The organism is Streptomyces sp. NPDC048297, assembly GCF_043201585.1.
Classification (GTDB): domain Bacteria; phylum Actinomycetota; class Actinomycetes; order Streptomycetales; family Streptomycetaceae; genus Streptomyces.
Genome location: NZ_JBICZA010000033.1, coordinates 18,254 through 38,279, shown reverse-complemented (window position 1 = coordinate 38,279; position 20,026 = coordinate 18,254). Strand labels below are relative to the sequence as shown.

Genomic DNA, 20,026 nt, shown 5'->3' with positions numbered 1-20,026 from the left:
CGCGTGGATCACTTGGCGGGGCCCGCGTGAGTCACCCTGGGGGCTTCTCGGGTCCTCGCGTGAGTCGCCCCGGGGGCTTCTCGGTCCTCGCGTGGGTCACACGGTGTCACAGGGTGCGCAGCAGGACCGCCGGCTGTTCCACGCAGTCCGCCACGTACCGCAGGAAGCCGCCCGCCGTGCCGCCGTCGCACACCCGGTGGTCGAAGGTGAGCGAGAGCTGCACGACCTGACGCGCGGCCAGTTCGCCCTCGTGCACCCAGGGTTTGGGGATGATGCGGCCGACGCCGAGCATGGCCGCCTCGGGGTGGTTGATGATCGGGGTGGAGCCGTCGACGCCGAAGACTCCGTAGTTGTTCAACGTGAAGGTGCCGCCGGTGAGTTCCCCGGGTGTGAGGGTTCCGCCCCGGGCGGCCTCGGTGAGCCGGGCGAACTCGGCGGTCAGCGCCTCCGCGTCGCGCGCGTGGGCGTCCCGGACGACCGGCACGACCAGCCCCCGCTCGGTCTGCGCGGCGAAGCCGAGGTGCACCTGGTCGAGCCGGACGATCTCGCGGGCCTCGGTGTCGACGTACGAGTTCAGCTCGGGATAGCGGGCGAGGGCCGCGGTGCAGATGCGGGCGAGCAGCGCGAGGAGGGAGATCTTCGGTCCTCCGGCGGCGTTCATGGCGGCCCGCGCGCGCATGAGTTCGGTCGCGTCGGCGTCGACCCAGCAGGTCGCGTCCGGGATCTCGCGCCGGCTGCGGGAGAGCTTGTCGGCGACGGCACCCCGGACGCCCTTGAGGGGGATGCGGGTTCCGCTGCGGACGGGACCGGAGGAGGGGCGGGTGGCCGGTGCCTCCGCGGCCGGGGCGGCGGGAGCGGAGACGGTGGGAGCGGGGGCGGTCCTGGTGCGCAGGGCGGACTCGACGTCGGAGCGCAGGATCAGCCCCTCGGGGCCCGAACCGGCCACCTGCCGCAGGTCGAGTCCGTTGTCCCGGGCAAGCCTGCGGACCAGCGGGGAGATCACGGCGACCGGTCCCTCGGCGAGCACGCGCGCGGGCGCCGACGCGGGGACGGGCTCGGGCACGCGCGCGGGGGCGGACGGTACCGGAACGGATTGACCGGACTGACCGGACTGACCGGACTGACCGGACTGACCGGACTGAGCAGACTGACCGGACTGAGCAGACTGACCGGACTGAGCAGACTGAGCGGACTGAGCAGACTGACCGGACTGAGCAGACTGAGCGGGCTCTTTCACCGTCCCTGCGGCGGCCGCCGTCCCGTTGGCGGTGGCCGTCGTCCGCACCCGGCGCCGACGTGCGGCGGGCGCCTGCGTGCCGTAGCCGACCAGCACGTTGCCCGATCCCTCGGTCTCGGCGGACGTCTGGGAGCCGACGGCGACCGTCAGCAGCGGGGCGCCGACGGGCAGTTCCGTGCCCTCCTCGCCGAAGCGGGCGGTGACCACGCCGCCGTAGGGGCAGGGGACCTCGACCATCGCCTTGGCCGTCTCGACCTCGACGACCGGCTGGTCGATGGCGACGACGTCGCCGACCTGCACCAGCCAGCGGACGATCTCCGCCTCGGTGAGACCCTCACCCAGGTCGGGGAGCTTGAACTCCAGCACCTGTGCCATCAGCCCTCGGCCTCCCACTGCAGGCGGGCCACGGCGTCCAGGATGCGGTCGACGCCGGGCAGGTGGTGCCGCTCCAGCATGGGCGGCGGGTAGGGGATGTCGAAGCCGGCCACGCGCAGCACCGGCGCCTCCAGGTGATGGAAGCAGCGTTCGGTGATCCGGGCCGCGATCTCGCCGCCCGGCCCGCCGAACCCGGTCGCCTCGTGCACGACGACCGCGCGTCCGGTGCGCCGCACGGCGGCGCAGACGGTCTCGTCGTCGAACGGCACCAGGGAGCGCAGGTCGACGACCTCCAGGTCCCAGCCCTCCGCGCGGGCGGCCTCGGCGGCCTCCAGGCAGACCGGCAGGGAGGGGCCGTAGGTGATGAGCGTGGCGCTGCGCCCGGTGCGGCGGACGACCGCCCGGCCGATGGGTTCGACCTCGGCCGGCTGCTCGGGGTTCCAGGAGTCCTTGGACCAGTACAGGCGCTTGGGCTCCAGGAAGACGACGGGGTCGTCTGAGGCGATGGCCCGGCGCAGCAGCCCGTAGGCGTCGGCGACGGTCGCGGGGGTGACGACGTGCAGCCCCGGCGTGGCCATGTAGTAGGCCTCGGAGGAGTCGCTGTGGTGCTCGACGCCGCCGATGCCGCCGCCGTAGGGGACGCGGACGGTGATCGGCAGCGGCATCCGGCCCCGGGTGCGGTTGCGCATCCGCGAGACGTGGCTGATCAGCTGCTCGAACGCCGGGTAGGCGAAGGCGTCGAACTGCATCTCCACCACCGGCCGCATGCCGTACATGGCCATGCCGACGGCGGTGCCGAGGATGCCCGCCTCGGCCAGCGGGGTGTCGGTGCAGCGGTCCTCGCCGAACTCCTTGGCGAGCCCGTCGGTGACGCGGAAGACACCGCCGAGGGTGCCGACGTCCTCGCCCATGACGTGCACGGTCGGGTCGGCGGCCATGGCGTCGCGCATCGCGCGCGTGAGGGCCTGCGCCATGGTGGCCGGCTTGACGGCGACGGTGGTCATCGCTGGTCGCCTTCCTGGTCGTGCCGGTCGCTCTGTCCGGCCTGCCCGCCCTGTCCGTCCCGCTCGTCCTGCCCGACCTCTCCGTCCTGTTCCGCGTCGAGTTCGGCGCGCAGCAGGGCGCGCTGCTCGCGCAGTTGCGGGGTGGTCTCGGCGTAGACGTGGTCGAAGAGGTCCATCGGGTCGAGAGCGGGATCCTGGTTCATGCGCTCGCGCAGGTCGGCGGCCATCGCCTCGGCGTCCTGCCGGGCGGCTTCGATCCCGGCCTCGTCCAGCCATCCGCGCGCGGTGAGTTCGCGCTCCAGCAGCTGGATCGGGTCGTGTGCGCGCCATGCCTCGACCTCGGCGCCGCTGCGGTAGCGGGTCGCGTCGTCGGCGTTGGTGTGGGCTTCCATGCGGTAGGTCACGGCCTCGACCAGGATCGGGCCGCCGCCCGCGCGCGCGTGCCGTACGGCGTCGGCGAGGACCTCGTGCACGGCGGCGGCGTCGTTGCCGTCGACCAGCCGGCCCGGCATGCCGTAGCCGACGGCCTTGTGGGCCAGGGAGGGCGCGGCGGTCTGCTTGGCGAGCGGGACGGAGATGGCGAAGCCGTTGTTCTGCACCAGGAAGACCACCGGTGCCTGCCAGACGGCGGCGAAGTTCAGGGCCTCGTGGAAGTCGCCCTCGCTGGTGCCGCCGTCGCCGACCATGGCGAGCGCGACGACATCGTCGCCCTTGAGGCGGGCGGCGTGGGCGAGGCCGACGGCGTGCGGGAGCTGGGTGGCCAGCGGGGTGCTGAGGGGGGCGACCCGGTGGGCGTACGAGTCGTAGCCGTTGTGCCAGTCGCCGCGCAGCAGGGTGAGGGTCTCGACGGGGTCCACGCCCCGGGCGACGACGGCGAGGGTGTCGCGGTAGCTGGGGAAGAGCCAGTCGCGCTCCTCCAGGACCAGGGCGGCGGCGACCTCGCAGGCCTCCTGGCCGGTGCTGGAGGGGTAGACGGCGAGACGGCCCTGCTTGGTCAGCGCGGTGGCCTGGGTGTTGTAGCGGCGGCCCTTGACCAGCTGGGCATGGAGCCGGCGCAGCAGGTCCGGGTCGGCCTGGCCGGCCGCCTCGGTGCCGAGGACGCGGTAGGGCTCGGCGTCGGGCAGCAGCGGCGCGGGGTCCGTGCGGGGCTGCCAGGCGGGCGGCGGCGATGGCCGGTACGCGCCCCGCTGCTCCATGACCGTCATGACGGCACCTCCTCATGGGAGTGGCTACGGCAGGCGCGTCGGTTGTGACTCGCCTCACCTACCGATTGTTCGGTCGTCGGCACATTTTGGCTACAGGCCCCGCCAGGCTGTGGACAAACGGTTCTGCACAGCCTGGAATGAATGCAGGACGTCCACGGCGGCAGAGCGGGGGGACATGTCACCTGAACAAATGGTCCAAGGGCCGGACGAGGGGACCGTGCTTCCGGCGCGCCCGCTGGACGCCATCGATCAGGACATCCTGAAAATCCTGCAGGCGGACGGCCGCGCCTCGATACGGTCCGTCTCCGAGCGCGTCCACGTCTCCCGCGCCAACGCCTACGCGCGGATCAACCGGCTGGTCGAGGACGGGGTGATCCGCGGTTTCAGCGCGCGCGTCGACCACGAGCGGGCAGGGCACAGCACGTCGGCGTACATCACGCTGAAGATCGTCCAGAACACCTGGCGCACGGTCCGCGAACAGCTCAGACAACTGCCCGGCGCCTCCCACATCGCCCTGGTGGGCGGCGACTTCGACGTCCTGCTCCTGGTGCACACGCCCGACAACAGGGCGCTGCGCGAGCTGGTGCTCACCCGGCTCCAGGCGATCCCCGAGGTGCTCAGCACGCGCACGCTGCTGGTGTTCGAGGAGGAGGATCTGGAACCGGAGACCTGACCGGCGCGCGGCTCGGCGGTTCGGGAGTCGGGGTCCGGGCCCGGAGGTGCGCGAGTCGGGCTCCGGGCTCGGCGGTTCGGGAGTCGGGCTCCCAGCCCGGCCATGCGGGAGTCAGGCCCGGGTCGGCAATGCGGGCGTCTGGCCCGGGTCGGCCCTCAGGCCTAGGCCTGCCGCAGCCCCGAGAAGACCAGCTTGACCACCGCGTCGGCCACCTCTCGGCCGCTGGCGCCGCGCGCCTCGGGCCGGTACCACTCCACGACGGAGTTGATCATTCCGAAGACCAGCCGGGTCGCCAGGCGCACCTCGATGTCCCCGCGGACGTCACCGTCGGCCGCGGCGGCCTTCAGCAGTTCGGCGACCTGGTGGTCGAAGTCGCGGCGCCGCTCCAGCGCCCACCGCTCGGTCTCGGTGTTGCCGCGCACGCGCAGCAGCAGCGTCACGTACGGCAGCTCGGATATCAGCACCTCGACCATGCGGCGCACGACGTGCTCCAGCCGGTCGACGGGCCGCCCCACGCGCGCGTGCTCCTCCTGGAGGATCGCGAACAGGCCGTCCAGCGCCCGGCTGACGGCCCGGCGCAGCAGCTCCTCCTTGCCGCTGACGTGGTGGTAGATCGACGACTTGGAGATGCCGGCCGCCTTGGAGAGGTGCTCCATGGAGGTGCCGTCGTAGCCGCGCTCGTTGAAGACCTGGACGGCGACGGAGAGCAGCGTCTCGGGGGTGTACGTGTCGCGTCTGGCGGTGGTCATGAGGTGGCCTCCCGCTTGTCGGTGGCGTACGCGTGGCGGTAGAGCGCGAGGGACGGCGCGTACCGGCCGGAGGGTTCGCGCAGGTGCAGGTCGTCCAGCAGGTCGTAGGCGAAGCCGCGGCCGAGCCGGCGGCTCCACTCGAAGGGGCCGAGCGGGTAGTTGACGCCGAGGCGCATCGCGGTGTCGATGTCCTCCTCGGTGGCCACGCCCTTGGCGACGGCGTCGTGCGCGAGGTCGATGATCCGGGCGACCGTACGGGCGACGATCATGCCGGGGGCGTCTCCGATGACGCTGACGTCCTTGCCGAGCGCCTGGAAGAGGCCGATGGCCTCGGCGAGGGTCCCCTGCGCGGTGTCCTGGGAGGCGGACAGGGCGATACGGGTGGCCTTGCGGTAGTCGAGGGCGAGATCGAAGTAGACGACGTCACGGAACTCCACGGAGGTCTGTCCGTCGGCGAGGGCGAGCTGGCCGCCGCCGGGCAGCACCAGGCGGGTGCCGTGGTCCTCTTCCTCCTCGTGGACCTGGATGCCCGCCTCGCGGATCAGCGTGACCAGTTCGGCGGCGGGGCCGAGGTCGCCCTCGACGGTGACCCGCGCGGGCGGCTGCTCCCTCTCCGCGGTGTGCGGCTCGGAGCGTTCGGCGCCCTCGGCGTAGTCGAACCAGCCGTGTCCGCTCTTGCGTCCGAGCCGGCCCGACTCGACCAGCCGACGCTGGGCCAGGGAGGGGGTGAAGCGGACGTCCTGGAAGAAGGACTGCCACACGGAGTGGGTGACGGACTCGTTGACGTCCTGGCCGATGAGGTCGGTCAGCTCGAAGGCGCCCATCCGGAAGCCGCCCGACTCGCGCAGGACCGCGTCGATGGTGGCCGGTTCGGCGGCCTGGGACTCGTAGACGGCGAAGGCCTCGGCGTAGAAGGGCCGGGCGATGCGGTTGACGATGAAGCCGGGGGTGTCCGCGCAGGCCACCGGCGTCTTGCCCCAGGCGCGAGCGGTCTCGTACGCGCGCGTGGCCGACGTGACGTCGGTGGCGAACCCGGAGACGACCTCGACCAGCGGCAGCAGCGGGGCCGGGTTGAAGAAGTGCAGGCCCACGAAGCGGCCGGGGTCGGCGAGGGCGCCGCCGATGGCCGTCACCGACAGGGACGAGGTGTTGGTGGCGAGCAGGCAGTCGTCGGAGACGATCTCCTCCAGGTCGCGGAAGAGCGCCTGCTTGGCGTCCAGCCGCTCCAGGACGGCCTCCACGACCAGAGCGCAGTCGGCGAGGTCGGCGAGGCTCCCGGCGGGCAGGAGCCGGGCGCGCGCCGCGTCCCGGTCGCCCGCGTCGAGGCGGCCCTTGGCGACGAGCCGGTCGAGGCGGGCGCCGATCGCCTCGGCCGCCTCCTGGGCGCGCCCGGGGACGGCGTCGTAGAGGCGGACGCGGTGGCCGGCCATCAGCGCGACCTGGGCGATGCCCTGGCCCATGGTGCCGGTGCCGACGACGGCCACGGGGCTGCTGACGTCGAGTGCTGTCATGTCCGCGATCCTCCCGCACGACGTTTTCCACAGATGCGGCGGACCCCCTTGTCCCGACCGATCGTTCGGTTACTCTAGCTCTGACTGGCTGTTCCCGCTCTGTTTCTGCCCAGGTCCTGAACTCGACGAAGAGTTCTCCAGACGAGGAGTTGGTCCCGCATGGCCGCCCAGACCCCCCACGAGCTGATCGCGAAGCACCGGCCCACGCTCGACCAGGCCCTGGAAGCGATCCGCACCCGCGCGTACTGGTCCCCCCACCCCGAGCACCCCAAGGCGTACGGCGAGCACGGCAGCCTGGACGCCGGGGCGGGCAAGGCCGCCTTCGACGCCGTCCTGGGCACCCGCCTCGACCTCGGCCAGCCGGGCACCGACGACTGGGTGGGCGGCGAGGTCTCGCCGTACGGCATCGAGCTGGGCGTGACCTACCCGCACGCCGACCTGGACGCGCTGCTGCCGGCGATGCGGGCGGGACAGCGCGCCTGGCGCGACGCGGGCCCGGAGGCGCGCGCGGCAATCTGCCTGGAGATCCTCAAGCGGATCAGCGACCGTACGCACGAGTTCGCGCACGCGGTCATGCACACCAGTGGACAGGCCTTCATGATGGCGTTCCAGGCGGGCGGCCCGCACGCCCAGGACCGCGGCCTGGAGGCGGTGGCGTACGCGTACGCGGAGCAGGTGCGCACGCCGCAGGCGGCGGAGTGGACCAAGCCGCAGGGCAAGCGCGACCCGCTGGTGCTGACCAAGGAGTTCACGCCGGTCCCGCGCGGCATCGGCCTGGTCATCGGCTGCAACACCTTCCCGACCTGGAACGGCTTCCCGGGCCTGTTCGCCTCCCTGGCCACCGGCAACGCGGTCCTGGTCAAGCCGCACCCGCGCGCGGTGCTGCCGCTCGCGCTGACCGTGCGGATCGCCCGGGACGTGCTCACCGAGGCCGGCTTCGACCCGAACCTGGTCGCGCTGGCCGCCGAGCGCCCCGGCGAGGGCATCGCCAAGACGCTCGCCACCCGCCCCGAGATCCGCATCATCGACTACACCGGCTCCACGTCCTTCGGTGACTGGCTGGAGGCCAACGCCCGCCAGGCGCAGGTCTACACGGAGAAGGCCGGCGTCAACACGGTCATCGTGGAGTCGACCGGAAACTACAAGGGCATGCTGTCCAACCTGGCGTTCTCGCTGTCCCTGTACAGCGGCCAGATGTGCACCACCCCGCAGAACCTGCTGATCCCCCGCGACGGCATCCGCACCGACGAGGGCCCCAAGACCTTCGACGAGGTCGTCGCCGACCTCGCCCGCGCGGTGGACGGCCTGCTCGGCGACGACGCCCGCGCCAACGCCCTGCTGGGCGCGATCGTCAACCCGGACGTGAAGGCCCGCCTGGAAGCGGCGGCCGGCCTCGGCGAGGTCGCGCTCGCCTCCCGTGAGCTCGCCAACCCGGAGTTCCCGGACGCGGTCGTGCGCACCCCGGTCGTCGTCAAGCTGGACGGCGCCAAGCCGGACGCCGAGGCCGCGTACATGAGCGAGTGCTTCGGCCCCGTCTCCTTCGCCGTCGCCGTCGACTCGGCGGCCGACGCGGTGGAGCTGCTGCGCCGCACGGTACATGAGAAGGGCGCGATGACGGTCGGCGCGTACACCACCGACCCGGAGGTCACCCGCGCCATCGAGGAGGTGTGCCTGGAGGAGGCCGCGCAGCTCTCGCTCAACCTGACCGGCGGGGTGTACGTGAACCAGACGGCCGCCTTCTCCGACTTCCACGGCTCGGGCGGCAACCCGGCGGCGAACGCGGCCCTCACCGACGGCGCGTTCGTGGCCGGCCGGTTCCGGGTCGTCGAGGTCCGCCGCGAGGCGTAGCCCGGCTCAGGAGGGCGTGCCCGGCGTGCCTGGCGCGCCCGGGGACGCACTCCAGTGGTACAGCGTCATGGCGACGCTGGTGGCCAGGTTGTAGCTGGAGACCTGGGGGCGCATCGGCAGCCGTAGCAGGTGATCGGCTCGGGCGCGCAGCCGCGGCGACAGGCCGCTGCGCTCCGAGCCGAAGGCCAGCACGGCGTCGTCGGGGAGCTCGACGCCCCGGATGTCGTCGCCCTCCGGGTCCAGCGCGAACAGCGGCCCGGAGGGCAGCTCCTCGACGTCGAGCCGCTCCACCGCGGTCGCGAAGTGCAGTCCCGCGCCGCCGCGCACCACGGTGGGGTGCCAGGGGTCGAGGGTGCCCGTGGTGACCACTCCGGTCGCGCCGAAGCCGGCGGCCAGCCGGATCACGGCGCCCGCGTTGCCGAGGTTGCGCGGGTTGTCGAGGACCACGACCGGGGCGGTGCGCGGCCGGTGCGCCAGGGCCCGGACATTGGCCTCGCGGGACGGCCGCACGGCCAGCGCCGCCACGCCGGTCGGGTGGGGGCGCGGCACGAGCGAGGCGTACGTCTCCCGCGGCACCTCCGTCAGCAGCGCCTCCAGCGCGTCCCTGACGTCACCGGCCAGTTCCTCGGCGAGCGCGAGCGTGGCCGACCGGTCGGTGGTGACCGCCACCGGCACCTGTGCCCCGAAGCGCAGCGCGTGCTTGAGGGCGTGGAAGCCGTCGAGCAGTACGGCGCCGTCGGCCTGCTCCCGCCAGCGGATCACGGGGTCGGTCATGCCGGTCATGCCGTGAACCCTACGTGCCCCGGCGCGGCCTCCTCCGAGCCCTCCATGCCCTGCGCGCCCCCCGTGCCCTGCGAGTCCTGCGAGTCCTGTGGGGCGCGCGGCGACGGCAGCGTGCGGTTCCCCTCGTCGTGCCGGAGCAGCCGCCCACGCGCGCGTGCCGCCCAGCCGCCGAGCAGCAGCAGGAACGACGTCGGCAGGAACACCGAGTCCGCCGCGATCATCGCCAGCGAGAAGAAGGGCAGCCCGAGGACGACGGCGATCACGGCGTGCTCGGTCATCATCAGCACCAGCAGGACGTTCTTGACCCGCCGGTTGAACAGCGTGAACGGGAAGGCGACCTGCACCATGACCGTCCCGTAGGCGACGATCATCATGATCGTGCCGCTGGAGGACATCAGGTCGGCGAGGGCGGGCCAGGGCGAGAAGTAGTCCAGGTGGAGCGGGTAGTAGACGGCGGTGCCGTCCTGCCAGCGCGAGCCCTGGATCTTGTACCAGCCCGCCGTGGCGTAGATCAGGCACGCCTCCGTCATGATCACGACCAAGGCGCCGTTGTGCACCACGTTGGCGATCACGTCCAGCAGGATCCGCGGCTGCGCCGCCCTCGCCCAGCGCCCGACGGCCCACCACAGGCCGAGCGCCGCCCACACCGTCCACAGCACCACCGGCACCAGCAAGCCGTTGTCGACCTTGCCGGCCAGCGTCACCGCGAGGAGCGTCAGACCGGACACGCCCCACAGCACCGGACCCAGCCAGTCGGCGGGAACCCGCTCCCCACGCGCGCGTGCCGCCTCGTCCCGGGCCAGCCGCCGCGCGTCCAGAGACCACACCTGCCCGCAGCGCGTGAACACCAGGTAGAAGGACATCAGGTGCAGGACGTTGTCGCCGCCGTCACCGACGAAGACGCTGCGGTTCTGCAGCGACAGCACCCCGACCATGAACAGCACCGAGGCGGTACGGGTGCGCCAGCCGAGCAGCAGTGCCGCGCTGGCGAGGATCGCCAGCACGTAGAACACCTCGAACCACAGGTGCCCGCGGAACCACATCAGTGCCGTGAAGGCGTGGTTGTCGTCGATCAGCTGCCGGGCGAGTACCCAGCTCCAGGGGCCGTCGGGACCGTACAGCTCCTGGCGGTGCGTGAACTCGCGCAGCAGGAACAGCAGCCAGGTCGTGGCGAAGCCGATGCGGATCACGGCGGTCTGGTACGGGCCCAGCGCCGCTCCGGTGACGCGGGCGATGCCGCGCGAGAGCTTCAGGGAGATCCCGCTCACCGCACACCTCCCGCGGCCTCGTCGGCGCTCACCGACCACCAGGACAGCAAACGGTAGACGGGCTTGTCGGAGATCTTCTCCTGGCTCCACGGGGGCGGCTGCACGTTGGTGGTTCTGGAGCGGACCTGCACACGCTCGATCACACCGGCGGGGCCGGCCGCGTCGCTCCGGTACAGGCGCATCACGACGATCCGGCGCACGTACTGCTCGGAGAGCGCGCCGCGCATGCCCACGGAACGGTTGTCGGCGCCGTGCGTGGCGACGAAAAAGTCCCAGGCGCGGCGCACCTCGTTCTGCTCGGTGTGGCTGGGCACGAGGTTGCCGTCGATCGCGGCACCGTCCTGCGCGGAGAGGTCGGTCCAGCCGGTGACGCGCAGGTCGCCGTCCTCCGTCCGCACCTGGGCGCGCGCCTGGACGGCGACGTTCTGCTGCAACGGGTTCGGGGCGAACAGCTTCCAGTTCTGCTCGAACTCCGGGTACACCCACTCCCCGACGGCCTTGCCGTGCTGCTTGGTCACCGTGTTCGCCGGCGCGACGCTCAGGAACACCATGGCCAGGTGCACACAGACGACGACCGCGACAAGCCCGAGGGCCACGGCCGCGACGACCTGGTAGCCGGAGGAGAGGGCGGCGACGCCGGTGCGGGTCGGCGGCGTGGGGGACGACGGGGCGGAGGACGGCGACTCGGAGGACGGCGACTCGGGCGACGGCGACTCGGAGGACGGCGACTCGGAGGACGGCGACTCGGGCGACAACGGCTGCTCGGACACCTCCGGGCCACGCAACCCAGCCTGCTCGGACGCCCCCAGATCACGCGCCCCAGCCTGTTCGGGAAGCTCTGGGCGACGCGCTCCAACCTGCTCGGGAAGCTCCGGACCACGCGCCCCAGCTTGCTCGGGAAGCTCCGGGCGACGCGCCCCGGTCGACCCGGCGGGCCCGGCGGACCCGGGTGGGGCCCCCGAGTCCTCGTCGTACGCGTCCATCCGCCCCGTCCCCCGCTTCCGCTCGGTGGTCCCTACCGGCGCCGCAGGCGCCGCATCCGTCACGAGCGCCACTCCATCGCGCTCGCACGGAACGGTACTCAGCACCGGCCGTCCGGCGCAGCCCCGGGTACGACCCCGGACAGTGGCTCTCGCCACGCCGCGCCGCCCGCTCCGCGGTTTTCCACAGGCGGCGCGCCCAGGTTGTCCACAGGCGGCTCGCCCAGGTTTTCCACAGCGGTTGACACCCGGAGCGCCCCGGCACACCATTGATGACGCACGAACCGAACGATCGGTCGGGACTGTTCCCAAGGAGAGCCCGAGGTCAGGGGGACCGCATGGCCACAGCAGCCGCGCACCGCACGCCCGGCACACCGGCGGACGGCGCACTCGGCGCCGCCGGCGACACGGCGGCCCACCAGCACGCCTTCGACACAGCCGTCGCCGCCGAGGAACGCATCGAGCCGCGCGACTGGATGCCGGACGCCTACCGCGCCACCCTGGTCCGGCAGATCGCCCAGCACGCCCACTCCGAGATCATCGGCATGCAGCCCGAGGCGAACTGGATCACCCGCGCGCCCAGCCTGCGCCGCAAGGCGATCCTCATGGCCAAGGTCCAGGACGAGGCCGGCCACGGCCTGTACCTGTACAGCGCCGCCGAAACCCTCGGCACCAGCCGCGCCGAACTGCTCGACAAACTCCACAGCGGTCGCCAGAAGTACTCCTCGATCTTCAACTACCCGACGCTGACCTGGGCCGACGTCGGCGCGATCGGCTGGCTGGTGGACGGCGCCGCGATCACCAACCAGGTCCCCCTGTGCCGCTGCTCCTACGGCCCCTACGCACGCGCGATGGTGCGGATCTGCAAGGAGGAGTCCTTCCACCAGCGCCAGGGCTACGAACTCCTGCTCACCCTCGGCAAGGGCACCCCCGAGCAGCACGCGATGGCCCAGGACGCGGTGGACCGCTGGTGGTGGCCCTCGCTGATGATGTTCGGCCCGCCCGACGACGAGTCGCAGCACTCCGCGCAGTCCATGGAGTGGAAGATCAAGCGCCACTCGAACGACGAGCTGCGCCAGCGCTTCATCGACATCGCCGTCCCCCAGGCCGAGTCCCTCGGCCTCACCCTCCCCGACCCCGACCTGCGGTGGAACGAGGAGCGGGGGCACTACGACTCCGGGGCGATCGACTGGACCGAGTTCTGGGACGTCCTCAAGGGCAACGGCCCCTGCAACGACCAGCGCATCAACCAGCGCAGGCGCGCACACGACGAGGGCGCGTGGGTCCGGGAGGCGGCCGCCGCCCACGCCGCCAAGCACGCCGGGACCACCGGGACAGCCGGGACCACCGGGACAGCCGGGACCACCGGGACTGCCGGGACCGCCGGAGGAACAGGAGAGACGCGAGCATGACGAACACCGACTGGCCCCTGTGGGAGGTCTTCGTGCGCTCCCGCCGCGGCCTCTCCCACACCCACGCCGGCAGCCTGCACGCCCCGGACGCCGAACTGGCCCTGCGCAACGCCCGGGACCTGTACACCCGGCGCGGCGAGGGCGTCTCGATCTGGGTCGTGCCCGCCGCCGCGATCACCGCCTCCTCGCCCGACGAGAAGGACCCCTTCTTCGAGCCCTCCGCCGACAAGCCCTACCGGCACCCGACCTTCTACGAGATCCCGGAAGGGGTGAAGCACCTGTGACCGCCACCGTCCCCACGACCGCCGCCCTCGCCCTCGGCGACGACGCCCTGGTGCTCTCCCACCGTCTGGGGGAGTGGGCCGGGCACGCCCCGGTCCTGGAGGAGGAGGTCGCCCTCGCCAACATCGCCCTCGACCTGCTCGGCCAGGCCCGCCTGCTGCTGTCCATGGCGGGCGACGAGGACGAACTGGCCTTCCTGCGCGAGGAGCGGGCCTTTCGCAACCTCCAGCTGGTCGAGCAGCCGAACGGCGACTTCGCCCACACCATCGCCCGCCAGCTGTACTTCTCCACCTACCAGCACCTGCTCTACGCCGAACTCGCCGCAGGCGACGGACCGTTCGCACCCCTGGCCGCGAAGGCGGTCAAGGAGGTCGCCTACCACCGCGACCACGCCGAGCAGTGGACCCTGCGGCTCGGCGACGGCACCGCCGTCAGCCAGGAGCGGATGCAGCGGGCCTGCGACGCGCTGTGGCGGTTCACCGGCGAGATGTTCCAGCCGGTGGAGGGGGTGGACGTCGACTGGGCCGCCATGGAAGCCCGTTGGACACGGTCCATGACGGACGTGCTCACCCGGGCCACCCTGACCGTGCCCGAGGGCCCGCGCACCGGCGCCTGGTCTGCGGGCGCCGGCCGGCAGGGCCTGCACACCGAGTCCTTCGGGCGGATGCTCGCCGAGATGCAGCATCTGCACCGCAGCCACCCGGGGGCGTCATGGTGACCGCCACCGCCCTGGAGGCGGAGCTGCTGGAGCTGGCCGGTTCGGTACCCGACCCCGAACTGCCCGTGCTCACGCTCCACGAGCTGGGCGTCCTGCGCGCCGTGCACGTCAGCGGCGCCGACGCGGTCGAGGTCGACCTGACCCCGACCTACACCGGCTGCCCCGCCATCGAGGCGATGAGCCTGGACATAGAGCGGGTGCTGCGCGCCCACGGCATGCGCGAGGTCACCGTCCGCACGGTGCTCTCCCCCGCCTGGTCGACCGACGACATCACCGCCGAAGGCCGCCGCAAACTCCAGGAGTTCGGCATCGCCCCCCCGCGCGTGCGCGACGACTTCGGACCGGTCCCGCTGTCCCTGGGCCCGACCCGCACGCTCACGGACACCTTCGGCCCCGCCGAGGGGAGCGACCCGGTCCGCTGCCCGCACTGCGGATCCGCCGACACCGAGCTGCTGAGCCGGTTCTCCTCGACCGCCTGCAAGGCACTGCGCCGGTGCCTGGCCTGCCGTGAGCCCTTCGACCACTTCAAGGAGTTGTGATGGCACGCTTCCACCCGCTCCCGGTGGCCGCGGTCGACCGGCTCACCGACGACTCCGTCGCCCTCACCTTCACCGTCCCGCCCGAGCTGCGCGAGGAGTACCGGCACGCACCCGGCCAGCACCTCGCCCTGCGCCGGCGCACGGACGGCGAGGAGATCCGGCGCACCTACTCGATCTGCTCCCCGGCCCCCGACCCGGCCGGCGAGGGCCCGAGCACCCTGCGCGTGGGCGTGCGGCTGGTCGACGGCGGCGCCTTCTCCACCTACGCGCTCAAGGAGATCGCCGTCGGGGACGAGGTGGAGGTGATGACCCCGGCCGGCCGCTTCACCCTGGCCCCGGCCCCGGGCCGGTACGCGGCGGTCGTCGGCGGCAGCGGCATCACCCCGGTGCTGTCCATCGCCGCCACCCTGCTCGCGCGGGAGCCGGGGGCCCGGTTCTGCCTGATACGGAGCGACCGCACGGCCGCCTCGACGATGTTCCTTGAGGAGGTCGCCGACCTCAAGGACCGCTACCCCGAGCGGCTGCAGCTGGTCACGGTGCTCTCCCGCGAGGAGCAGCAGGCGGGCCTGCCGTCCGGACGGCTGGACCGCGAGCGGCTCACCGGACTGCTGCCGGCGCTGCTGCCGGTGGACCAGGTGGCGGGCTGGTTCCTGTGCGGGCCGTTCGGTCTGGTGCAGGGCGCGGAGAAGGCGCTGCGCGGGCTGGGCGTGGACCGCACCCGCATCCACCAGGAGATCTTCCACGTGGACGAGGGCGCGCCGAGGACCACTGCCCCGGCGCCCGCGCACAGCACCGTCACCGCCCGGCTCGACGGACGCGGCGGCACCTGGCCGGTCCAGGACGGCGAGTCCCTCCTGGAGACGGTCCTGCGCAACCGCCCCGACGCCCCCTACGCCTGCAAGGGCGGAGTCTGCGGCACCTGCCGAGCCTTCCTGGTCTCCGGCGAGGTCCGCATGGACCGCAACTTCGCCCTGGAGACAGAGGAGACCGAGGCCGGTTACGTACTGGCGTGCCAGTCGCACCCGATGACGGAAAAGGTCGAGCTGGACTTCGACCGCTGAGGTCCGGAGCCGGCAGAGGGTGAAGGAAAGGGGATCCCTGGAGCAGGGGCCGAAAAGGATGTCCCGCTCGCCCTCGCCGTTCCCTTCTTCTAGAACCTGTTCCATTTTGACGGACCGTCAGATACCCCGTCGGCCGAGACGGGGCGGCGGGGGCGACCGGATTCGCCAGGAGGCAGGCCGTGGACTTCACCTTCAGCGAGGAGCAGTTGGCGGCGGCCGAGGCGGCGTGGGGGGTGTTCGCCGCGGTGGTGCCGGATGCGGTGCCCAGTCCGGCGCTGACCGCCGGTGCCGTGGCCGAGGGGTTCGACCGCGAGCTGTGGTCCCGGCTCGCCGGTGCGGATCTGCTCGGTCTGCTCCTCGACGACGGACACGGCGGGGCCGGCCTGGACGCCATCGCACTGTGTCTGGTGCTGCGCGAGTCCGCCGGGGTGCTCGCCCGGGTTCCGCTGCTGGAGCACAGCGCGGTCGCCGCGACCGTGCAGGCCTACGGGACGAAGGAGTTGGGGGAACGGCTGCTGGCCCCGGCGGGGCGCGGCGAGCTGGTGCTGACCGTCGCCGCGCACGGCCGTACCGGACACGATCCGGCCGAACTCGCGGTCGCCGCACGGCGGGACGGGGACGCGTGGGTGCTGGACGGGGTGCAGACGGCGGTGCCGTGGGCGTACGACGCGGACTTCGTCCTCGTACCGGCGCACGTCGAGGACGCGGCGGCCGACCGGGGCGTGCTCGCGCTGGTGCCGCGCGAGGCGGACGGAGTGGTCCTGGCCGAGCAGATCTCCACCACCGGGGAGCGGCTGGCCGAGATGCGGTTGCGGTCGGCGCGGGTCGCGGCGGGCGACGTCATCGAGGCCGACGGCGCCAGGGAGTGGCTGCACGCGCTGCTGGCCACCGGCACCTGTGCGCTGGCCCTCGGACTCGGGGAGCGGGTGCTGCGGATGACCGGTGAGTACACGAGCGAGCGGGAGCAGTTCGGGCACCCGATCGCCACGTTCCAGGCGGTCGCGGTGCAGGCCGCGGACCGGTACATCGATCTGCGGGCGATGGAGGCCACGCTGTGGCAGGCCGCCTGGCGGATCGCCTCGGGCGCGCCGGGGCCGCTGCCCGCCGCCGGGGATGTCGCCGTGGCGAAGATCTGGGCGGCGGAGGGGGTGCGGCGGGTCGTGCAGACGGCTCAGCATCTGCACGGCGGGTTCGGCGCGGACACCGAATACCCGCTGCACCGGTACCACGCCTGGGCCAAGCACCTGGAACTGTCGCTCGGCCCGGCGGCGGCGTACGAGGAGGCGCTCGGCGACCTGCTGGCGACGCATCCGCTCAGCTGAGGGCGCGGAAGCCTCGGCCCTCGGGCTGCAAGCGCCGAGGGCTACAGAACGAAGCCGGGTGTGCCGGCGTCGGTGGTCACCGGGCGGCCGGCGGACTGCCAGACCTGCATGCCGCCGTCGACGTTCACGGCGTCGATGCCCTGCTGGACCAGGTACATCGTGACCTGGGCCGAACGGCCGCCGGAGCGGCAGATGACGTGTACGCGGCCGTCCTGCGGGGCGGCCTCGGTCAGCTCGCCGTAGCGGGCCACGAACTCGCTGATGGGGATGTGCAGCGCTCCCTCGGCGTGGCCCGCCTGCCATTCGTCGTCCTCGCGGACGTCCAGCAGGAAGTCGTCGTCCTTGAGGTCCGTGACCTCGACCGTGGGCACACCAGCTCCAAAACTCATGCCTTTGACGCTACCTGAAACCGGCCGTGGCTCAGCCCTGTCCGAGCAGGGCCGCCAGCTGGGTCTCCCGCTGCTCGATGTCGCCGTGGAGGCGGACGGCGATCTCGTCCAGGAGGCCGTCGGGGTCGTCGGGGGCGAGGCGGAGCATGCCGGCGATGGCGCCGTTCTCCAGTTCCTGGGCGACGAGGGTGAGCAGTTCCTTGCGCTGGGAGAGCCACTCCAGGCGGGCGTACAGCTCCGCGCTGGGGCTGGGGGTCCGCTCGGGCGGCACGGGGCCTGCCGCCCACTCCTCGGCCAGTTCGGTGAGCAGGGCCGTGTCGCCGCGGGCGTAGGCCGCGTTCACGCGGGAGATGAACTCCTCGCGCCGCTGCCGTTCCTCTTCCTCCTGGGCGAGGTCGGGGTGGGCCTTGCGGGCCAGCTCGCGGTAGAGCTTGCGGGCCTCCTCGCTGGGGCGGACCCGCTCGGGGGGCCGTACGGTCTGGTCGGTGAGCATCGCGGTGGCCTCCGGGAACAGGCCCTGGCCGTCCATCCAGCCGTGCAGGAGTTCCTCGACGCCGGGGATCGGCTGGACGAGGGCGCGGGCCTCCTCGGCACGGCGGACGTCCTCGGGGTCGCCGGTGCGGGCGGCCCGCGCCTCGGCGATCTGGGCGTCCAGTTCCTCGATGCGGGAGTAGAGGGGGCCGAGCTTCCGCTCGTGCAGCCGGGAGAAGTTCTCGACCTCGACGCGGAAGCCCTCCACGGCGATCTCGTACTCGATCAACGCCTGCTCGGCGGCGCGTACGGCCTGTTCCAGCCGCTCCTCGGGCCGCGGGGGCTGGGACTGCTCAGCTTCCGGGGTCGTCACCCGACCAGCCTAGGCCACGGCCGGAAGACACCGGCGCAGCGGACGACCAGGTCCTCGTCGTGCTTGCGGCAGCCACGCCGGAAGCGGATCCCGACGTCCTCCCCACCGGTACGGCGCACCTCGCCGGGCCGGAGGTCCTTCACGCAGCGCTTGCCCCACGCCCCACCGTCATGCCCACGGCTTCCGCCGCCGGACACCGGCCGCCGGACATCCGGCCGCCAGGCGTCCGGCCGACAGACATCCGCGCACCGGACATCCACCCGCCGGACACCCGGCCTCCGCCCTCCCGGCCCCGCGTCTCACACCCCCGTCTCCGCCTTGATCCGGCCCGCGCGTACGGCGGCCGCCAGGTGGGCGTGGTCGGCTTCGGTGCGGTCGGCGTAGGTGACGGCGAAGGCGGCTATCGCCTCGTCGAGTTCCTCGTTCTTGCCGCAGTAGCCGGCGATCAGGCGGGGGTCGGCGCTGTGGGAGTGGGCGCGGGCGAGGAGGGCGCCGGTCATGCGGCCGTAGTCGTCGATCTGGTCGGCGGGGAGGGCGGCCGGGTCGACGCTGCCCTTGCGGTTGCGGAACTGACGCACCTGGAAGGGGCGGCCGTCGACGGTCGTCCAGCCGAGCAGGATGTCGCTGACGACCTGCATGCGCTTCTGGCCGAGAACCACCCTGCGGCCCTCGTGCTCGACCGGCGCCACCTCGAATCCGGCCGTGGGCAGGTGCGGGAGCAGCGCGGAGGGGCGGGCCTCCTTCACCTGGAGGACCAGCGGCTGCCCGCGGTGGTCGAGCAGGAGCACGACGTACGAGCGGGTGCCGACGCTGCCCGTGCCGACCACCCGGAAGGCCACGTCGTGGACGGAGTGCCGGGCCAGCAGCGGCAGCCGGTCCTCGGAGAGCGTCGTCAGGTACGGCTCCAGGGAAGCGGCGACGGCGGCCGCCTCGGTGTCGGGGACGTGGCGCAGGACCGGGGGCGCGGGGACGAAGCGGCGACCGCCGTCCTCCGCCTCCTGCGTCGACTTGGCGGCGAAACGGCCGCTCGTATTGGCCCGTGCCTTCTCCGAGACCCGCTCCAGCGTGCCGAGCAGGTCGTGGGCGGCGGTGTGGGAGACGAGTTCCTCGTCCGCGATGGCGTTCCAGGCGTCCAGGACGGACAGCCTGGCCAGCAGCCGCATGGTGCGGCGGTAGGCGCCGACCGTGTCCCGGGCCGCGGCGCGGCAGGTGTCCTCGTCGGCGCCGGCCTCGCGCCCGGCCAGGACCAGGGAGGTCGCGAGCCGCTTCAGGTCCCATTCCCAGGGGCCGTGGACCGTCTCGTCGAAGTCGTTGAGGTCGATGACGAGGCCGCCGCGCGGGTCGCCGTAGAGGCCGAAGTTGGCCGCGTGCGCGTCACCGCAGATCTGGGCGCCGATACCGGTCAGGGGGGTGCGCGCCAGGTCGTACGCCATGAGGCCGGCCGAGCCGCGCAGGAAGGCGAACGGCGTGGCCGCCATCCGGCCCACCCGTATCGGGGTGAGGTCGGGGATGCGGCCGGAGTTGGACTCCTCGACCGCGCTCACCGCGTCGGGGCGGGCGTCGTCGAGGTCGAGGACGCGGTGGGCGGCGCGCGGCACGCTCGCGCGGAGCGCCTTGCCCTCCTGCCTGGGGGTGCCCTGCGTCGGCCACTGGGCGAAACCGCGGATCCGGGGCACCCTGCGCGCCGTCGCCTCCGCCCCGGCGGCGCCCGTCTCGGCCGCCTCCGCCGTTCCCGTAGCGACACCCACACCGACACCGACACCGGTCATCACGACCGCCTCCCCCGAACACCCACGCACACGAAGTCCTGCTCGAACATCAACTCG

At 72.8% G+C, this 20,026-nt stretch carries 19 protein-coding genes; 8 read left to right on the top strand and 11 right to left on the bottom strand.

Annotated features, from left to right (window positions below):
* Positions 1 to 106: 106 nt before the first annotated feature.
* From ACGFYV_RS29585 to pdhA, 3 genes are read right to left on the bottom strand one after another with little or no spacing between them, the layout of a single operon-like run.
* Positions 107 to 1,612 carry a dihydrolipoamide acetyltransferase family protein gene (locus tag ACGFYV_RS29585; RefSeq protein WP_393881565.1) on the bottom strand — a complete coding sequence of 502 codons (1,506 nt, stop codon included), beginning with the start codon at positions 1,610 to 1,612 and terminating at the stop codon, positions 107 to 109.
* Positions 1,612 to 2,616: an alpha-ketoacid dehydrogenase subunit beta gene (locus ACGFYV_RS29580; protein ID WP_393881564.1), complete on the bottom strand. Its 1,005-nt coding sequence runs from the start codon at positions 2,614 to 2,616 to the stop codon at positions 1,612 to 1,614. Before ACGFYV_RS29580 ends, ACGFYV_RS29585 begins: the two co-directional genes overlap by 1 nt.
* Entirely contained in the window at positions 2,613 to 3,821 is a 1,209-nt protein-coding gene (pdhA, locus tag ACGFYV_RS29575) for a pyruvate dehydrogenase (acetyl-transferring) E1 component subunit alpha (RefSeq protein ID WP_393881563.1), read from the bottom strand. Before pdhA ends, ACGFYV_RS29580 begins: the two co-directional genes overlap by 4 nt.
* A gap of 190 nt (positions 3,822 to 4,011) precedes the next feature.
* Here pdhA and ACGFYV_RS29570 point away from each other — a divergent pair, with 190 nt between their 5' ends.
* Positions 4,012 to 4,494, top strand: coding sequence for an Lrp/AsnC family transcriptional regulator (locus ACGFYV_RS29570; protein WP_393881562.1), 483 nt, complete (start codon positions 4,012 to 4,014; stop codon positions 4,492 to 4,494).
* A gap of 161 nt (positions 4,495 to 4,655) precedes the next feature.
* On the opposite strand, the gene ACGFYV_RS29565 is transcribed toward ACGFYV_RS29570, so the two are convergent.
* Complete coding sequence (locus ACGFYV_RS29565) at positions 4,656 to 5,243, bottom strand: TetR/AcrR family transcriptional regulator (RefSeq protein ID WP_393881561.1); 588 nt, start codon at positions 5,241 to 5,243, stop codon at positions 4,656 to 4,658.
* Entirely contained in the window at positions 5,240 to 6,754 is a 1,515-nt protein-coding gene (locus tag ACGFYV_RS29560) for a 3-hydroxyacyl-CoA dehydrogenase (RefSeq protein WP_393881560.1), read from the bottom strand. Before ACGFYV_RS29560 ends, ACGFYV_RS29565 begins: the two co-directional genes overlap by 4 nt.
* Before the next feature lie 159 nt (positions 6,755 to 6,913).
* On the opposite strand from ACGFYV_RS29560, the gene paaN reads away from it, so the two are divergent.
* Positions 6,914 to 8,602 carry a phenylacetic acid degradation protein PaaN gene (gene paaN, locus ACGFYV_RS29555; protein WP_393881559.1) on the top strand — a complete coding sequence of 563 codons (1,689 nt, stop codon included), beginning with the start codon at positions 6,914 to 6,916 and terminating at the stop codon, positions 8,600 to 8,602.
* Between the two features lie 6 nt (positions 8,603 to 8,608).
* Here paaN and ACGFYV_RS29550 read toward each other — a convergent pair whose 3' ends face one another.
* The 3 genes from ACGFYV_RS29550 to ACGFYV_RS29540 are packed head-to-tail and all read right to left on the bottom strand — an operon-like array spanning position 8,609 to position 11,423.
* A complete protein-coding gene (locus ACGFYV_RS29550; protein ID WP_393881614.1) occupies positions 8,609 to 9,376 on the bottom strand; it encodes a TrmH family RNA methyltransferase in 768 nt (255 codons plus the stop codon).
* A 5-nt stretch (positions 9,377 to 9,381) separates the two neighbouring features.
* Positions 9,382 to 10,653, bottom strand: coding sequence for an HTTM domain-containing protein (locus tag ACGFYV_RS29545; protein WP_393881558.1), 1,272 nt, complete (start codon positions 10,651 to 10,653; stop codon positions 9,382 to 9,384).
* Positions 10,650 to 11,423 carry a DUF5819 family protein gene (locus tag ACGFYV_RS29540; protein WP_393881557.1) on the bottom strand — a complete coding sequence of 258 codons (774 nt, stop codon included), beginning with the start codon at positions 11,421 to 11,423 and terminating at the stop codon, positions 10,650 to 10,652. Before ACGFYV_RS29540 ends, ACGFYV_RS29545 begins: the two co-directional genes overlap by 4 nt.
* Positions 11,424 to 11,971: 548 nt before the next feature.
* Between ACGFYV_RS29540 and paaA the strand changes: the two genes are divergently transcribed.
* The 6 genes from paaA (at position 11,972) to ACGFYV_RS29510 (ending at position 16,967) form a co-directional block, all read left to right on the top strand.
* A complete protein-coding gene (gene paaA / locus ACGFYV_RS29535; protein WP_393881556.1) occupies positions 11,972 to 13,045 on the top strand; it encodes a 1,2-phenylacetyl-CoA epoxidase subunit PaaA in 1,074 nt (357 codons plus the stop codon).
* Positions 13,042 to 13,329 (top strand): 1,2-phenylacetyl-CoA epoxidase subunit PaaB, encoded by a 288-nt coding sequence (paaB, locus tag ACGFYV_RS29530; RefSeq protein WP_361117354.1) that lies wholly within the window; start codon positions 13,042 to 13,044, stop codon positions 13,327 to 13,329. Before paaA ends, paaB begins: the two co-directional genes overlap by 4 nt.
* Positions 13,326 to 14,045: a 1,2-phenylacetyl-CoA epoxidase subunit PaaC gene (paaC, locus tag ACGFYV_RS29525; protein WP_393881555.1), complete on the top strand. Its 720-nt coding sequence runs from the start codon at positions 13,326 to 13,328 to the stop codon at positions 14,043 to 14,045. Before paaB ends, paaC begins: the two co-directional genes overlap by 4 nt.
* Entirely contained in the window at positions 14,039 to 14,584 is a 546-nt protein-coding gene (paaD, locus tag ACGFYV_RS29520) for a 1,2-phenylacetyl-CoA epoxidase subunit PaaD (RefSeq protein ID WP_393881554.1), read from the top strand. Before paaC ends, paaD begins: the two co-directional genes overlap by 7 nt.
* Positions 14,584 to 15,645: a 2Fe-2S iron-sulfur cluster-binding protein gene (locus tag ACGFYV_RS29515; RefSeq protein ID WP_393881553.1), complete on the top strand. Its 1,062-nt coding sequence runs from the start codon at positions 14,584 to 14,586 to the stop codon at positions 15,643 to 15,645. The genes paaD and ACGFYV_RS29515 overlap by 1 nt, the downstream gene beginning before the upstream one ends.
* 179 nt (positions 15,646 to 15,824) lie before the next feature.
* Positions 15,825 to 16,967: an acyl-CoA dehydrogenase family protein gene (locus tag ACGFYV_RS29510; RefSeq protein ID WP_393881552.1), complete on the top strand. Its 1,143-nt coding sequence runs from the start codon at positions 15,825 to 15,827 to the stop codon at positions 16,965 to 16,967.
* 41 nt (positions 16,968 to 17,008) lie between these two features.
* On the opposite strand, the gene ACGFYV_RS29505 is transcribed toward ACGFYV_RS29510, so the two are convergent.
* The 3 genes from ACGFYV_RS29505 to ACGFYV_RS29495 all read right to left on the bottom strand — a co-directional run bounded on the left by ACGFYV_RS29505 (position 17,009) and on the right by ACGFYV_RS29495 (position 19,969).
* Positions 17,009 to 17,338 carry a rhodanese-like domain-containing protein gene (locus ACGFYV_RS29505; RefSeq protein ID WP_393881613.1) on the bottom strand — a complete coding sequence of 110 codons (330 nt, stop codon included), beginning with the start codon at positions 17,336 to 17,338 and terminating at the stop codon, positions 17,009 to 17,011.
* 49 nt (positions 17,339 to 17,387) lie between these two features.
* Positions 17,388 to 18,200, bottom strand: coding sequence for a hypothetical protein (locus tag ACGFYV_RS29500; protein WP_393881551.1), 813 nt, complete (start codon positions 18,198 to 18,200; stop codon positions 17,388 to 17,390).
* Between the two features lie 299 nt (positions 18,201 to 18,499).
* Positions 18,500 to 19,969: a DUF2252 domain-containing protein gene (locus ACGFYV_RS29495; protein ID WP_393881550.1), complete on the bottom strand. Its 1,470-nt coding sequence runs from the start codon at positions 19,967 to 19,969 to the stop codon at positions 18,500 to 18,502.
* Positions 19,970 to 20,026: the final 57 nt, after the last annotated feature.

Coding starts and splice junctions, on each gene's coding strand:
- ACGFYV_RS29585 (WP_393881565.1), bottom strand. CDS start 1,612: ATGGCACAGGTGCTGGAGTTCAAGCTCCCCGACCTGGGTGAGGGTCTC.
- ACGFYV_RS29580 (WP_393881564.1), bottom strand. CDS start 2,616: ATGACCACCGTCGCCGTCAAGCCGGCCACCATGGCGCAGGCCCTCACG.
- pdhA (WP_393881563.1), bottom strand. CDS start 3,821: ATGACGGTCATGGAGCAGCGGGGCGCGTACCGGCCATCGCCGCCGCCC.
- ACGFYV_RS29570 (WP_393881562.1), top strand. CDS start 4,012: ATGGTCCAAGGGCCGGACGAGGGGACCGTGCTTCCGGCGCGCCCGCTG.
- ACGFYV_RS29565 (WP_393881561.1), bottom strand. CDS start 5,243: ATGACCACCGCCAGACGCGACACGTACACCCCCGAGACGCTGCTCTCC.
- ACGFYV_RS29560 (WP_393881560.1), bottom strand. CDS start 6,754: ATGACAGCACTCGACGTCAGCAGCCCCGTGGCCGTCGTCGGCACCGGC.
- paaN (WP_393881559.1), top strand. CDS start 6,914: ATGGCCGCCCAGACCCCCCACGAGCTGATCGCGAAGCACCGGCCCACG.
- ACGFYV_RS29550 (WP_393881614.1), bottom strand. CDS start 9,376: ATGACCGACCCCGTGATCCGCTGGCGGGAGCAGGCCGACGGCGCCGTA.
- paaA (WP_393881556.1), top strand. CDS start 11,972: ATGGCCACAGCAGCCGCGCACCGCACGCCCGGCACACCGGCGGACGGC.
- paaB (WP_361117354.1), top strand. CDS start 13,042: ATGACGAACACCGACTGGCCCCTGTGGGAGGTCTTCGTGCGCTCCCGC.
- paaD (WP_393881554.1), top strand. CDS start 14,039: ATGGTGACCGCCACCGCCCTGGAGGCGGAGCTGCTGGAGCTGGCCGGT.
- ACGFYV_RS29515 (WP_393881553.1), top strand. CDS start 14,584: ATGGCACGCTTCCACCCGCTCCCGGTGGCCGCGGTCGACCGGCTCACC.
- ACGFYV_RS29495 (WP_393881550.1), bottom strand. CDS start 19,969: ATGACCGGTGTCGGTGTCGGTGTGGGTGTCGCTACGGGAACGGCGGAG.